Below are 14,376 nucleotides of genomic sequence, written 5' to 3'. Positions count from 1 at the left end.
AATGTCCCGATGGGACAATAGGGCGTAGACTGCGGATATGGGTATCGACGACGAGGTCGACCTCGACGGCCGTCGGCTGCGCACGCTCCGCAGTCGCGCGGCAATGTCGCGCGCCGCATTCGACCTGCTCAACGAGCGCGGGTTGGGTTCGGTGGCCGTCGAGGACATCGCGGAGCGCGCCGGGGTCACCCGGCGGACCTTCAGTCGTCATTTTTCCTCCATCGAGGATGCCGTACTCGGTGAAATCGACCAGGACGTGCACCTGTTCAACGAGGCGCTGTGCCGCCGCCCCGTGGGCGAGTCGCCGCTGGTCGCCTACCGCAATGCCCTGCACGACTGGCTGGCCACCGAACACGCCGGTGCGAAGGCGGCGCGCCTGGCGCGGCGCTGGGCGCTGTTCCAGCTCTTCGAGGCGGAACCGACACTGGCCGCGGGCTATCAGCGCATCCGACTCGACGGGCAGCGCGAATCCGTGCGGATCATCGCCGCCAGACTCGATGTCGATCCCGCAGTGGACCGGCGTCCGGAGGCGGCCGTCGCGGCCGGGACCGGACTGCTCATCGCCGCACTACAGGTCTGGGGCGCGGGCTCGGACACCGACGGACTCCCCGATCTCATCGACACATTCTTCGACACCCTTAACGGGCTGACAGCTGAATTCCAGAGCGAGGTGTCATCGTCATGACCGCAGCAACCGGGTCACCCAGTGTTGTCCGCCGCACCTGCCGCCGGGTAGGTCTGGATCGAAATCCGATGCGCCGCCGCGAGGATCGCCTGCAACTGGTGGTCGCCGCGGTGCTCACGCTGTTGTTCCTGATCATCGCCCCGCTGCTGTCGATGGCGGTCGGCGGCCGGATCTACCAGACCGAAGACCGCATCGCGCGGGCCGAAGCGGCGCAGTTACACCAGGTCGACGCGACCGTGCTCGAGGTCGGCAAAGCGCCGCTCTACGCGCCCATCACCCCGGCCCGGGTGCAGTGGCGCGACGCCGACGGTGTCACGCATACCAGCGACTACCAGGCCACCGGAGTGATGAAAGTCGGTGCCACGGTGAAGATTTGGCTCGACGGCTCGGGCAAGGTCACCGAGCCTCCGTCGGACACCCGGGCACTGAGCAAGGCATTGCTGATCACCACCGGCATGGTCTTCGGGATCGCGGTCTGCTTCGGCTGCGGTTACGCACTGCTGCGCCGCGGGCTCGATCGGCGCAGGGCCCGGTTATGGGAGACCGAATGGGCCACGGTGGAACGCATGTGGGGCAACCACGGGACGCGTCCGGATCAGGCCTAGTTTTCAAGTGCGGCGCGCCAACGCGGAGTGGGTAGGGACACTCTCGGTGGGCGCGCCGCGTACCCGGCCGTCGTGCGGCGAACACGGGTCGGGCACGGATGACGTTAGGGCACAGCGGTATCGGCCCGCGTGGCGAGCGAACGAACATCTGACATCACACGACCGATACCCGTTTGTGCTGTGACACAACACAAACGGGCCGACGACTAGACCGGGAAGAGGCTGTGCTTGCGCGGGTTGTGCTTCCTGACCGCGCCCTTCTCACGCAGCAGGCGCAGCGCCCTGCGGATCTCCAGCCGGGTCTGCGACGGTTCGACGACGGCATCGATGTAGCCGCGTTCGGCCGCGGTCCACGGAGTGGCGACGGTGGCGTTGTAGAAGTCGATCATCTGCTGGCGCACGGTGGCGCGCTGGTCGGGCGGGGTCGCCTCCAACTGCCTGCGGCCGATGATGCCGACCATGCTCTCGGCGCCCATGACCGCGATCTGTGCCGTCGGCCAGGCCAGCGCCAGATCCGCGCCCAGCGGTTTGCAGCCCATCACCGCGTAGCCGCCGCCGTAGGCCTTACGTGTCACGATCGAGACGATCGGCACCGTGGCCTCGATGACCGCGCGGAAGAACCGCCCGCCGCGCTTGATGACGCCGTTGCGTTCCTCTTCGAGACCGGGCAGCACACCCGGGGTATCGACGACGAAGATCAGCGGCAGGCCGAATGCGTCGCACAGCCGGATGAAGTATGCCGCCTTATCCGAGCACAGTCCGTCCAGCGCACCGCCGAGTACCTGCGGCTGATTGGCGACAACACCCACACTGCGACCGTCGACCCTGGCGAATCCGGTGATCAGGTTTTGGGCGGTACCAGCGCTGATCTCGTGGAAATCGCCGTCGTCGAAGATGCGCAGCAGCACCTCGTGCATGTCGTAACCGGACCGGTCGGAATCCGGAATGATCGAGTTCAGCTCGAGGTCGTGTGCCGTGGTTTCGGGTTCCAGTCCCGGATTCACCACCGGAGCCTGTTCGAGGCAACTCGACGGCAGGTAGCTCAGATAGCCGCGGACCCAGTCGAAGGCGGCCTGCTCGTCGGCGGCGACATGGTGCACCGTCCCATTGGCCTGCAGGGCGGCGGCGCCACCGAGATCATCGGCGCTGACCACCTCGCCCGTCACGCCCTTGATCACCTCAGGACCGGTGACGAACATGTACGACTTCTCGGTCGCGACCAGCACATCCATATTGACCGGGCCGTATACCGAACCGGCCGCGCATTTGCCGAGCATGACCGCGACCATCGGCACGAAGCCGGACAGATCCTCCTGGCGTCGGCACATCAGCGCGTACCAGGCCAGCGAGGTCACCGCCTCCTGGATGCGGGCGCCGCCGGAATCGTTGATCGACACCACCGGGCAGGCCTTCTCCTGCGCGAATTCCATTGCGGCGGCGACCTTTCGGCCGAACATCTCGCCGACCGAACCGCCGTGCACGGTCTGGTCGTGGGCGATGACGACGACCGGCCGGCCGTCGATGTAGCCACGGCCGGTCACCACACCGTCGCCGTACATGCCGTCGGTGCTGCCCGGCTGTCGCACCAACGCCCCCATTTCCACGAAGGAGCCCTGGTCCAGCAGCATGCGCACGCGCTCGCGCGCACTCGGTATGCCCTTGTTCTTGCGTTTCGCGATGCCGGTCTCGCCAGCGGGTTCCTCGGCGAGCTCCAGGATGTCCCGGAGTTCCTGGAGCTTTTCTCGCGTTCCGCTCATATGGGGTATGCCATCCTTCGAACTAGTCGCCTGTACTGTCCGGGTCCACCGAACGGTACAAGGCGCTCGATGCTATCGGGTGCAGGACCCGCAGCACAGGGACTCAACTTTAGTCATGGGACAGCGCGCCAGTCCGCTGGGTGTGCCGTCCTCGGTGCCGTCGGTGGATCGTCGCCGGGCGTTACAGCCGTCGCACCGAAGTGTCGCACCCGCGTCAGTGTCCCCGTGGAGCACCCGGTCTCGCCGACTATATCCGGTCATCCGAATGACCGGAAATATTGGACCGAGAATCGCTTCGCTGCTTGTGATTTCGCCCAAGGTGGTCGGCACGGTGTGATGACTTTCCTAATTACCGAACCGGGTATGCGATTTCGGTCCGAACTCAACTAGCCTTTCGGAGTCATGGCAGGCAAACAGGCTGGTTCGGGCAGCAAGAGCCTGGAATCGAAACTGGTCGAACATTTGACTTTTCAGGCCCGGCGCGCGCGGCGCGGAGATCTCGGTACTATCACGCGCACCTGTTTGGCGGAGGCCGCGCAAGTGTTGGAACCACAGTTGGCTCCGGCCCCTGAGCAGCCCGCGGTGATCACCGGATCAGCCGCGCGGTGGGCCCGCGAGGGCGTGGCGCTGGAAACTGTGCTGGACGCCTATCACGACGGTGTGCGCGTGGGGCTGGAATTCCTCGCCGAACAGGCAGCGGATGGGGATGCCGATCAGGTGGCGGCCGCGGCCGGATTGATCGTGCGCGTGCTGGAAATGGTGACGACGGCGACGTCAACGGCCTATCTGGACGAACACCGTCAGGTCGCCCGCGAACAGCAGACCGCCGCGCAGACTCTGGTATCGGCGCTGCTCAGCGGGCACGGCGTCGCACGCCTGGCCGGTCGCGCCGGTATCAGCGTCGCCGCGTCCTATCAGGTCGTCGCCCTCGCGATTCCGGCGCATCCGGACGAGCGAAGACGCGGTCTGGGTGCGCCGTCCGCGGCCCGCCGCAAGTTGCGCCGAGTCCAGGCGGCGCTGGCGATGCCGCTCGGTTCCCGGGCACTGTCGCTGCTGTCCGATGAGGGCGGCACGGTCCTGGTACCGATCGACGAGGTATCCGCCATGACACCGCTGGCGCTCACTCCGGAGGTGCTCGAGCTGGTCAGCGAGGCTGCCGAGGTACCGCTGACCGCGGTGGTGGCCTCCGGGGAGACCGCGCGGATTCCCGAATTGGCCGGTTCGGCACAGGAACGGCTCGCCAGGCTTCTCGCCGAAGGCCGGGCGCCGGGGCTCTATCGGCTGGCCGATCTGCCGGGTTGTGACGGTTTCCAGCCAGGTCGTCGGGCTGTCGTCACCTCGCCCAATGATCGACGAATCACCCGTACGGCCTGAGCGAGCCCGCTTATCGTCGATTCAGGGGTGAACAAAGGAGCACGTGTGACGACCGCGTTGACCGATCTCGACATTTTGCGCGAACTGGAGCCCGTCGCCGAACGTCATCTCGACGAGCATCTGCGCAAGGCCAAGGCGTGGCACCCACACGATTATGTGCCGTGGGACGACGGCCGGAATTTCGCCGCCATGGGCGGTATCGACTGGGAGCCGGAACAATCTCTGCTGTCGGAGGTCGCGCGGACCGCCATGGTGACCAATCTGCTCACCGAGGACAATCTGCCCTCCTATCACCGGGAGATCTCGGAGTCGTTCTCACTGGACGGTGTCTGGGGTACCTGGGTCGGGCGCTGGACCGCGGAGGAAAACCGTCACGCGATCGTCATGCGCGATTATCTGGTGGTCACTCGTGCGGTTGATCCGGTGGCCCTGGAGCAGGCCAGAATGGCGCATATGACGATCGGTGTCGCGAAACCGGAGAAGGGACCACAGTTCCTGCGTTCGGTCGCATATGTAACATTGCAGGAGCTGGCGACCAGAATAAGTCACAGAAATACCGGCGCCGCCTGTAATGAGCCCATCGCCGAGCGTATGCTGCAACGGATTGCCGCCGACGAGAACCTGCATATGATCTTCTACCGCAACCTCAGTGCCGCCGCCCTCGACCTCGCACCCGACGAGGCCATGCGTGCGGTCACCGATATCGTCACGCGGTTCCAGATGCCCGGACTCACCCAGCCCAACTTCCGCCGGAATGCGGTGGTACTGGCCAAGAACGGCATCTACGACTTGCCCCAGCATCTGGATGTCGTGCTGCGGCCGGTGTTGCGCGCCTGGAATGTCTTCGAGCGTACCGATCTGTCCGACGACGGTGAGCGCGCCCGCGACGAGCTCGGTGTCTACCTCGAAGAATTGGCCGTCAAGGCAACACGTTTCGAGGAGCAGCGCGATCGGGCCGCGGCCAGACAGGCGGAGCGGGCCGCCGTCGTCCTATGAGATTTCGAGCACCGAGCACCGCGGCGGCGATGGCCCTCATCGCCGCGCTGGCGTCCGTGCCCGCGCTCGCGGATCCGCCCGCCGGGCCGCCCGCCGTCGATCCGGCCATGACGCGGACCGGAACGATCAGCATCGAGACGGTCGGGCCGCGGCACGAACGATTCGCCATCGCCTCGGCCGCCATGCGCCGGGTCATTACAGTGGATGTGTTGCACGGCAGCGGTTCCGGACCGCGTCCACTGCTGTATCTGCTCGATGGCGTCGACGGCGAGGCGGTCTCGGGGTGGCTGACCAAGGGGCGTGCGGCGGAGTTCTTCGCGGATAAACCGGTCGATGTGGTGTTGACCAGCGGCGGCACCGGGAGCATGTACAGCGACTGGATGTGGCGGGACGCAACCCTTGGGGTCAACCGCTGGGAAACCTTTCTCACCGCCGAGCTGCCGCCGATTATCGAGTCGTATCTGAAAACCGATGGGCGGCGGGCGATCGCGGGTGTTTCCATGGGTGCGCAAGCGGCCATGATGCTGGCCCAGCGGAATCCGGGGCGTTACCGTGCCGTCGCGGGAATGAGTGGTTGTTATTCCACCGCAGACGATCTCGGCCGGGCGGTCACCACGATCACCGTCGCGTCGCGCGGTGGCAATGTCGAAAACCTCTGGGGCCCACCCGGCTCGCCGGAGTGGAGTGCGCACGACAGCCTGCTCGGCGCACCCCAGCTGCGCGGCACCTCGATCTACCTGGCCGCGGCGACCGGCCTGCCGACCGATGCCGACCTCGTCGCGGTATCGCGCGCGTCCGACCTCGGCGAAGCCTTGAAGACGGCGGGCGGGGGTCTGGCCCTCGAGGCCGGTGCGCGGTCGTGTACCGAACGCTTCGCGGCACGATTGGCCGAGCTGAATATCCCGGCCACCGTCGACTACGCCCCGGTGGGTATGCACACCTGGCCCGACTTCGAGGCCCAACTGCCGCGCGCTTGGCGCGTGCTGGCACCGGCTCTAGGCCTGCCCGACCCGCACTGATTCACACGGCACTCCTGAGTCGGTACGGCTTGCCTCGGCGTTCGCTCGGTTGTCTGCCCGGGGACCGCGGGCTGTATCCGGAGCAGGTGCTCGATCAGCTCGACTATCTCGCGCGGCTGCGCGGACACCGGCTGCCGCTCCTGATGCAAATCCGACGGCGATTGACGATATGAAGGTGCAGGCCTAACCAGGAAGCGTTGTCGTGGTGGCACAGGCACTGTCGCGCAGGAGCTTCGGTGTGGTGTCGAGTGGAATGTCGTACCAGAGATCGAGTTCCAGTCGGTTCCCGGCACCGATGGTCACCTCGGTCGGTTGACGTTTGATCGCCATGGCGTCGTTACTGACCGGATGTGCGGTGCCCGCCGCGTCGTCGAGTTGATAGTCGGTGGTGCGGGTCGTATGGAATGTGTTGTCGGCGTTGGCAATCGCTACTCGAACGCGCACGAACTGCCCCTTGGGCAGCCATTCGGCATGCGTGCCGAAGATATAGCCGTGCCCGGGCTCGACAACAAGCGCGGTGATCTCCAACTCGGTGCAATCCGCCGGTGTGCGGACGTACTCCGTGGTCGTAACCGTCGTTGCGCTCGGTGTCGGGTCGGCGCAGGCTGCGAGCGGTAGAAGCAAGAGTGGAAGCAACCGGCGCACCCGTTTCATGCTAGAACTCGACCCGCCGTGACGTGCCCGTATTGTGCACAGGAGCCGACGGGAGTACCCAGGAGTGCGGATCAGGTTCGGGGGCCGGTGATTTCGAGTTCTCGGAGGGTGGGGTGGGAAGTCGGGGTTGTGAGTTCCAGGCGGACGTAGCGGGCCGAGAGGGGGCTGGGGAGGGTGCCGGTGGTTGGGTCGGGGGCGATCGGGGTCCAGGTTCGATTGTCGAGGGAGGTGGTGAATGCGGTTGGGGTGGGGGCGGTCCAGTGCGGGAGGATTCGGGCGATGTGGGTTTCCTGGCCCAGATCGACGGTGAGGGTGGCGGTGGGAGTGTTGGGGGACCAGCTGGTGGCGGGGGTGCCGTCTACGGCGGCTTCGGCGTATTTGCCGGGTTCGTCGGAGCTGGTGGTGACCGGTTTGCAGCGGGCCAGGTTGTCGGTGGGGTTGCGGTCGGGGCGGCGGGTCGGGACGGTCAGCTCGCTGTCGAGGCGGTGGGTTTCGGTATCGGTTCGGATCTGTAGCGGTTGGCCGTCGGTGAGGGTGAGTTCGGTTTCGTCGGGGCCGATGGTGGCGTCGAAAGTTCGCCCCTGCCAGTGGATTCCACGGATGGTGAGGCCGTCGGGGAGTTCGGGCGGAAGGGTTGGGGCGATCCGGATTTCGTCGGTGTCGAAGCGCAGGCCGAGTAGGCCGCTGGTGAAGGTCTGCAGGAAGCCGCCCGCCGCGGTGACGAATGTGAAGGCGGGCGCACCGGCGAGCGGGTCCTTGGACCCGACCCTGGCGCCGCGGGCCTCAGCGAACTGGCCGAAGGGGGCGCGGACGAACGGGCGCGCGGCGCGCTCGAGGAAGGTGTCGGTGGCGCAGCCGGGGACGCCGATTGTCGCCGCGTCGATGGCGTGCACCGAATCGGTCATCGCGGGACCGTCGGGATCGGTTCGCTCCGAATAGTATTCGAGCACATTGGCTGCCACATCCGGCGGCATCGGCCAGTCGAGGGGATAGATCAATAGCACGGTGTCGGCCTGTTTGATGGGAGTGCCTGTGTAGCCGTCGAATTGGACGAAGATCCGTTGGTTGCGATCGAACGGCATGCGCAGCCCATCGGCGATCGTCGTCCACTCGGGCCGGTGTGGTTCGCCCAGAATCTGCGCCGCACGGGTGGCATTGCGCAGGGCGAGGGCGGCGACAGCATTGGTGTAGACCGAGTCGTTCACCCCGTTGCTGTACTCGTCGGGACCCGCGACCTTGCGAATCGAGTAGCTGCCGTCGTCGTTGCGCGTCACCCGCGAGGCCCAGAATTCGGCGAGCGCGCGCAGCACGGGCCAGCCGCGTTCGCGCAGATAGCCGGTATCGCCGGTGGCCGCGTAGTACTGCCAGGCCGCCAGGGACGCATCGCCTTGCAGATGGATCTGGGTCAGGCAGTGCGGCGGATCCCAGCTGTGGCATTCGTCGAGATCGCCATGGCTCGCACTGGTCCACGGATAGAAAGCGCCGCGATAGCCGAGCCGCTGGGCGTTGGCCTGGGCGGCGGGCAATGTCCGAAAGCGGTAGTCCACCACCGATCTCGCCAATTCCGGTGCGAACTGCAGCAATCCGGGGAACATCCAGATATCCGCATCCCAGAACACCGCACCGCCATAGTTGTCGCTGCTGAGCCCGACCGGCGAAATGCTGTTGTCCTGTTGTGAGTTCGTACTCGAATACAGCGAATACAGCGCACCGCGCGCCCAGGTCTGCACATCGGGTCGACCGGGCACCTCGATGTCACCGCGCCACCGCGCACGCCAGGCCGCGGATGTTTGCGCGAGCAGGTTCGCCCACCCCGTCCGCACGGCCCGCTGTGCCGACTCGAGCGCGGTCGCCGCCGGATCAGGAGAGGTACGGGTGGTGTCGATCCCGACGAACTTCGTCAACTGATACGTGCCGCCGTCGCGCACCGGAAACCGAACATCCTGGCGTGCACTGAGATCGCGGCCCGGTGGCATCGGCTGAATCGCGTTCGAAGCGATACCCGCACCCGGCCGCAGCACAGAGACGATATCGCCGCCGACATCGGTGCCGTCGGTACGGAAGCCGACCCGAATGGTGTCGTCGTCGCGCGCGCCCACCTCGGACTGGCCGACCCGGCGCGCACCGGCGCCGTCGACGAGATCGGAGACGACCATCTCGCCCGACCAATGCGGCAGCACCGTGAGGTGCACCGCGCCGACATGCTGATCCGCCTGGTCGGTGAGTACGTCGTAGACCAGATCGGTGGCCTTGCCATCGGGCGCGCTCCAGGTCAGCCGGGTCCGCACCAGTCCGCAACGCAGGTGCAGTGTTTGCGTGAAGTTCGAGATCTGAGCAGCGGGTGTGGTCGGCGAGTAGGTGTGCTCGCCGACCCCGACCAGCAATCCGGACCAGTTCGGAATGGCCGCGGCGACCTCGCGATTGTCGGCTACCCCCGGAGTGTGCGCATAAAGACCGGCGACGAAAGCGCCGTCGTATGCGGGCGTGTAGAGCGGCCAGCCCGTTGTCTCATCGGTTGCGGTGTATCCCATGCCGCGCGGTGGCACACGCAATCCGAGATAGCCGTTCCCGACGAACGGATGTGCATCGATCGGCACGTCCACCTGATCGTTCGACGGCGCCCAGCCGGGAGCCGACGCCGATGGGTCATCCGGACACGCACCGCTCGCGACTCGATCGGTGCCACGCACCGCGACCAGCACCGCTGTTGCCGCCAACATGATGACCGCCGCTAGCGCGATACCCAGCAGAATGGTGGTGCGACGGCTCACACGTCGGAAAAACTGGCCGATCCGGGACATTCGCGCCTCCACGCCGAGCTCGACGTTCGTGCCGAGCCGCGATACGCGTCGACGACCGCAGGACCGGCTACCGGGTTACGCAGGTGTGATTTCCATTGTTCCATCCACAGCGATCCGCGCGGTGGAATGCGGCGGGGCCCGGGGTGTTGACACAGATATGACTTCGGGACTCGATGAGGTGCGGTTTTCGATTCTGGATCGCTCACGCGTCCGACGCGGCCAGAGCCATCCGGAGGCACTCCAGGAGACCGTGGAGTTCGCGCGCTCGGCCGAGGATTGGGGCTATCACCGGTTCTGGGTCTCGGAGCACCACAGTGTTCCCGGCGTCGCGGGCTCGGCGCCGACCGTACTGGCCGCGGCTGCCGCAGCGGTGACTTCGCGGATCCGAATCGGGACCGGCGGGGTGATGCTGCCGAACCATCAGCCATTGGTCGTGGCCGAGCAATTCGGTGTCCTGGAATCGCTGTACCCGGGGCGGATCGATATGGGGCTCGGGCGCTCGGTGGGTTTCACCGATGGGGTGCGACGGGCGCTCGGACACGGCAAGAGCGATGCCGACGATTTCGATCAACAGCTCACCGATGTGCTCGAGTACTTCACGCGCGGCAAGTCGGGAGTGCACGCTTGGCCTGCGCAAGGGTTGCGGGTACCCGCCTTCCTACTCGCGACCGGCTCCGGTGCGGAGCGGGCCGCGCGCTTCGGCTTGCCGCTGGTCATCGCCTCGATCGCCGGAACGGACCGCATGGTCGATGCGATCGACCGTTATCGCGCGGAATTCCGTCCGACGCCCTGGGGATCCGAACCGTATGTCGTCGTATCCGGCGCGGTGGTGATCGCCGATTCGACCGAGGAAGCCCATCGACTGTTGCTGCCCGAGGCGTGGTCGAACGCGTATTCCCGGACGCGCGGTGAGTTTCCGGTGCTGATTCCACCCGAGGAGATCGAATCCATGACGATGACCCAGCGGGAACGCCGTATCTTCGACGAGGCGCTGCGCGACCATATCCACGGCACCGAGGACGAGGTCGCGGAGGCGTTGGAAGCCTTGGTCACACGCACCGGCGCGGACGAAATCCTGGTCCACACCAGCACTTACGACCGCGCCGCGCGGCTGGACTCACATCGCAGACTCGCGCGGCTGACCGGACTTCGATCCCGCTCCGGGAAAAGGACTTCCGCCGCGGCGTAGCCGAAAAGCCTGCGGCCGTGCGACCTTGCGTCCACCGCGACCGTGGCCATGCGGCGATGCGGATCGAGTGAGGTTATCCGGCCACGGAATTCGACGGCGCTGGCCTGTAGCGGCGGAATGTGCAGATAGTGCGTGTAATGCGCGAACTGGGCGCGGAATCGGGTGGCAGCCGCCGGATCGCCGAGCCAGCCACCGAGGTATCCGGCGGCCAGGCCGAGTTTGAGCATGCCGGGGGCGACGACGGTCGGCAGACCGGTCGCGTTGGCGGCCTGCTGACTGAACAGCACCGGATTGGTATCACCGGTCACCCCGGCATAATTGACCAGATCACCGCGCGACAGATGTACGACCCGGGTCGGCAACTCGGTACCGACCGAAAGGGATTCGAAATCGATCGTGGTGCGTGGTGTGCGGGGCGAGATCGGTGCCACGATACCGTCGCCGTCGCCCGGAACAACGACGCCGGGCGTACCCAGCGCATCGGGGGCGTGCATGGCGATCCGGCTGACCCGCTCTGCCAGTCCCGCTTCATCGGGCCCGGTGCGCGCCAGTAGAGCCGTCGACCCGGTCTGCACCACCTCGCCGCGCTGATCTGTCAATACGCTCTTGACCGCGAGCACGTCGTAGTCGGCGAAATGCCGGAATGATTCGAAATAGACATCACAGGTGATCCGGTCGCCGACGACCAGCGGCCTGCCGATATCGAGCACTTGGTCCGCGTGCAGAATCCGGTGCGAATCGTAGCCGGTGATGAGAGTATCGAGTATTTCGCGATGGACCCGGAGCAGGATTATCGAGGCGAATGTGGGCGGGGCGATCAAACCGTCGAAGCCGAGCTGCGCGGCCGCCTCCTCATACCAATGTGCGGGGTGGAAATCCTGTACCGCGCGGGCGAATTCACGGATCTTTTCCCGTCCGACCTCGTAGGCGGTGGCGGATCGATATCGGTGGTCGAGTAATGCGCGGGCCTGGTCGGCTGGGGCGGCAGCGGCATCGACGGCGCTCTTGTTCATTTTTGCTCCTGTGTTGCGAAATATGGTGCGTCTCAGGATCTCGGCCCGAACTCCCAAACGAGCGGCGGTACCTTTTCGGGCGTGACCGTGGCGACGACGGGGACTCCGGCATCGCCGAAGAGGGCTGCGGCCCGGTCGATATGGTCGGCGGAGGTCACCACGACGGCGTCGCGCATGCCGATATCGTGCATGATCCGAGCCGAACGTTCGGCATTCTGGGCAGTCGACACCGCCTCGGCCTCGATATGGACGCGCTCGGCCGGGATACCGTGCCCGATAAGCCAATCCGCCATCGCCTGCGCCTCGGTGACTCCGTTTCGCGGATTACCGCCGGTCACGATGATCGGTGACAGCGGAGCCAGCAGGGCCTGCACATACCCCGCGTGCAGTCGACTGATCAACTCCGGTCGCATTCCGCCGTCGGGGAGCAGTCCGTACCCGAGCACCACGATCGCGGTCTGCGGTCCGCGGAACCCGAGCATCCGCGCCGACGGTGCGGGTTCGGTTGGCGGCCAACCGAACAGCATCCCCTGCGGCTGCTCGGCCGAGCCGCCCGCATCCGCGAACGCGGGCGGGCTGTGCAGCAATGCCGTCGCCACCGTCGCGGCGCCGAGCAGGGTCCCCGCGGTCATCCGCGCGATGCCGCGGCCGAAGCGGACGGTGGATTCGATCGGATCGGACATGGCAGCTCCACTCATTAGCCGTCGGGTGGCCGTCGACGGCAGGAAAACGTGGAACCATGGTCGCCCCAAACTTTGCGAATTCCTCGTGATCAGTTGGTGATCTGGAGAATTCACCGAATTCGATCGTGCGGATTGTGCGCGTCACGGCGACACCGGAAAACCGTGATTGTGCCGCACCCCTAACGGCGGCAAAGCCAATTGGTGAGGTATCCAGTTGCCTTGCCGTCCTACGGGTTCGACCGAAATCGGGCTTTAGCGTTGGCGCAGTTTCAGTGCCGTCGACCGACATACCTCGGCGCTGCGACTCGAACGCTGTCGTTCTCCAGGAAGGCATGTCATGAAACGAAGTAGATGCGGTCGGTCGGTCAGCGCCGCGGTGATGATGGGCGTCTCGGTGCTCGCCATGAGTGTGACCGAGGTCGCGGCCAATGCGAATCCCGATCCGGCGCCCACGGAGCAGACTCTGGCCGACTACATCGCCGCGGGCCGCACGGCGGCGCCGGTCGCCGATTCCGGCAGCGCGGGCAGTTCGGGTTCGGCCTGCACCTCGGGCAGCGGTGCGGGATCGGGCAACGGCTCCGGTGATTGCTACGGCGGTTCCGGCAGCAGCTCCGGGTCGTCGGGTGGATACGCCAGTGACACACACGGTTACGGGCCGCCGATGACATCGTGGCTGGCAGCCTTCGGCTACGGCCTGCTGAATCCCGATGTCGCACCGCCCGGCACCAACGACTGGAACTGCAAGCCGACCGCCGAACATCCGCGCCCCGTGATCGCACTGCACGGCACGTGGATGAATGCCTACAACGGATTCGCCTATATGGGCCAGCCGCTGAAGGATGCGGGCTTCTGCGTCTTCACCTTCAACTACGGGCGCTCGAACCTGCTGGAAGGCGGCGGTCTCGGCTCGGTGCTACCCGGTGTGATGGGCACCGGTTACATCCAGGATTCGGCGAAACAGGTCGCAGCCTTCGTCGATCGAGTGCTGGCCGCGACCGGCGCGTCCGAGGTCGATATCGTCGCCCACTCCCAGGGCGGTTCGATGGCCAACTGGTACACCAAGTTCGAGGGTGGCGCCGCCAAGGTGAAGAATCTGATCACCTTCGGCGCCACCCACCACGGCACCAGCCTCGACGGCATCGGCGCATTGGGCCGGGCCATCAATAACTTCGGCATCGATATTCTCGGATTCATCGAGATCTTCGTCGGTCACGCGGGCATCCAGCAGACCATCGGCTCGGATTTCGTGAACCAGCTCAACGCCAACGGCGACACTGTCCCCGGCGTCGACTACACCGTGGTCGGAACTCGCTACGACGAGGTCACCAACCCTTACGACCTGACCTTCCTGAAGTCGGGGCCAGGCGTGACCGTCCACAACATCACCCTGCAGGACGGTTGCGAACAGGACCTCTCCGACCATCTGACGATCATGTACTCGCCGCGCGCCCTGTCGATCGCGCTCAACGCGCTCGACCCGTCCGGCCATCCGAATCTGGAATGCGCCTTCAACCCATGGTTGATCGGCGGTGGCGGCAAGCTGTGACACCCGAGTAGGCATGCCCGCCGAGCCGATTCCGCACGGATCGGCCCGGTGGGC

At 66.0% G+C, this 14,376-nt stretch carries 12 protein-coding genes; 7 read left to right on the top strand and 5 right to left on the bottom strand.

Annotated features, from left to right (window positions below; all coding sequences use genetic code 11):
• Window positions 1-37 precede the first annotated feature (37 nt).
• Both NP3_RS10705 and NP3_RS10700 read left to right on the top strand, forming a co-directional pair.
• Window positions 38-685 carry a TetR/AcrR family transcriptional regulator gene (locus NP3_RS10705; protein ID WP_063040216.1) on the top strand — a complete coding sequence of 216 codons (648 nt, stop codon included), beginning with the start codon at window positions 38-40 and terminating at the stop codon, window positions 683-685.
• A complete protein-coding gene (locus NP3_RS10700) occupies window positions 682-1,290 on the top strand; it encodes an Rv1733c family protein (protein ID WP_157124247.1) in 609 nt (202 codons plus the stop codon). The genes NP3_RS10705 and NP3_RS10700 overlap by 4 nt, the downstream gene beginning before the upstream one ends.
• A gap of 206 nt (window positions 1,291-1,496) precedes the next feature.
• Here the strand turns inward: NP3_RS10700 and NP3_RS10695 are convergent, their stop codons facing one another.
• Window positions 1,497-3,047, bottom strand: coding sequence for an acyl-CoA carboxylase subunit beta (locus tag NP3_RS10695; protein ID WP_063040213.1), 1,551 nt, complete (start codon window positions 3,045-3,047; stop codon window positions 1,497-1,499).
• 402 nt (window positions 3,048-3,449) lie between these two features.
• On the opposite strand from NP3_RS10695, the gene NP3_RS10690 reads away from it, so the two are divergent.
• From NP3_RS10690 to NP3_RS10680, 3 genes are read left to right on the top strand one after another with little or no spacing between them, the layout of a single operon-like run.
• Window positions 3,450-4,421 carry an RsbRD N-terminal domain-containing protein gene (locus NP3_RS10690; protein ID WP_063040211.1) on the top strand — a complete coding sequence of 324 codons (972 nt, stop codon included), beginning with the start codon at window positions 3,450-3,452 and terminating at the stop codon, window positions 4,419-4,421.
• Window positions 4,422-4,466: 45 nt separating this feature from the next.
• Window positions 4,467-5,417: an acyl-ACP desaturase gene (locus NP3_RS10685; protein WP_063040209.1), complete on the top strand. Its 951-nt coding sequence runs from the start codon at window positions 4,467-4,469 to the stop codon at window positions 5,415-5,417.
• A complete protein-coding gene (locus NP3_RS10680) occupies window positions 5,414-6,436 on the top strand; it encodes an alpha/beta hydrolase (RefSeq protein WP_063040207.1) in 1,023 nt (340 codons plus the stop codon). The genes NP3_RS10685 and NP3_RS10680 overlap by 4 nt, the downstream gene beginning before the upstream one ends.
• Before the next feature lie 183 nt (window positions 6,437-6,619).
• On the opposite strand, the gene NP3_RS10675 is transcribed toward NP3_RS10680, so the two are convergent.
• On the bottom strand, window positions 6,620-7,090 hold the full coding sequence (locus NP3_RS10675) for a hypothetical protein (RefSeq protein WP_063040205.1): 471 nt from the start codon (window positions 7,088-7,090) through the stop codon (window positions 6,620-6,622).
• A 71-nt stretch (window positions 7,091-7,161) separates the two neighbouring features.
• Window positions 7,162-9,891 (bottom strand): discoidin domain-containing protein, encoded by a 2,730-nt coding sequence (locus NP3_RS10670; RefSeq protein WP_245720883.1) that lies wholly within the window; start codon window positions 9,889-9,891, stop codon window positions 7,162-7,164.
• A gap of 157 nt (window positions 9,892-10,048) precedes the next feature.
• On the opposite strand from NP3_RS10670, the gene NP3_RS10665 reads away from it, so the two are divergent.
• A complete protein-coding gene (locus tag NP3_RS10665; RefSeq protein WP_063040203.1) occupies window positions 10,049-11,080 on the top strand; it encodes an LLM class flavin-dependent oxidoreductase in 1,032 nt (343 codons plus the stop codon).
• Here NP3_RS10665 and NP3_RS10660 read toward each other — a convergent pair.
• Window positions 10,984-12,093 carry a fused (3R)-hydroxyacyl-ACP dehydratase subunits HadA/HadB gene (locus NP3_RS10660; protein WP_063040201.1) on the bottom strand — a complete coding sequence of 370 codons (1,110 nt, stop codon included), beginning with the start codon at window positions 12,091-12,093 and terminating at the stop codon, window positions 10,984-10,986. The genes NP3_RS10665 and NP3_RS10660 overlap by 97 nt on opposite strands.
• Window positions 12,094-12,125: 32 nt before the next feature.
• Window positions 12,126-12,776 (bottom strand): YdcF family protein, encoded by a 651-nt coding sequence (locus tag NP3_RS10655; RefSeq protein ID WP_063040199.1) that lies wholly within the window; start codon window positions 12,774-12,776, stop codon window positions 12,126-12,128.
• Between the two features lie 337 nt (window positions 12,777-13,113).
• On the opposite strand from NP3_RS10655, the gene NP3_RS10650 reads away from it, so the two are divergent.
• Window positions 13,114-14,322 (top strand): esterase/lipase family protein, encoded by a 1,209-nt coding sequence (locus tag NP3_RS10650; protein WP_063040197.1) that lies wholly within the window; start codon window positions 13,114-13,116, stop codon window positions 14,320-14,322.
• The last annotated feature ends 54 nt before the right edge of the window (window positions 14,323-14,376 follow it).

It is taken from the genome of Nocardia pseudovaccinii NBRC 100343 (genome assembly GCF_001613225.1).
Taxonomy (GTDB): domain Bacteria; phylum Actinomycetota; class Actinomycetes; order Mycobacteriales; family Mycobacteriaceae; genus Nocardia; species Nocardia pseudovaccinii.
This window is presented reverse-complemented; position numbering and strand designations above follow the sequence as displayed.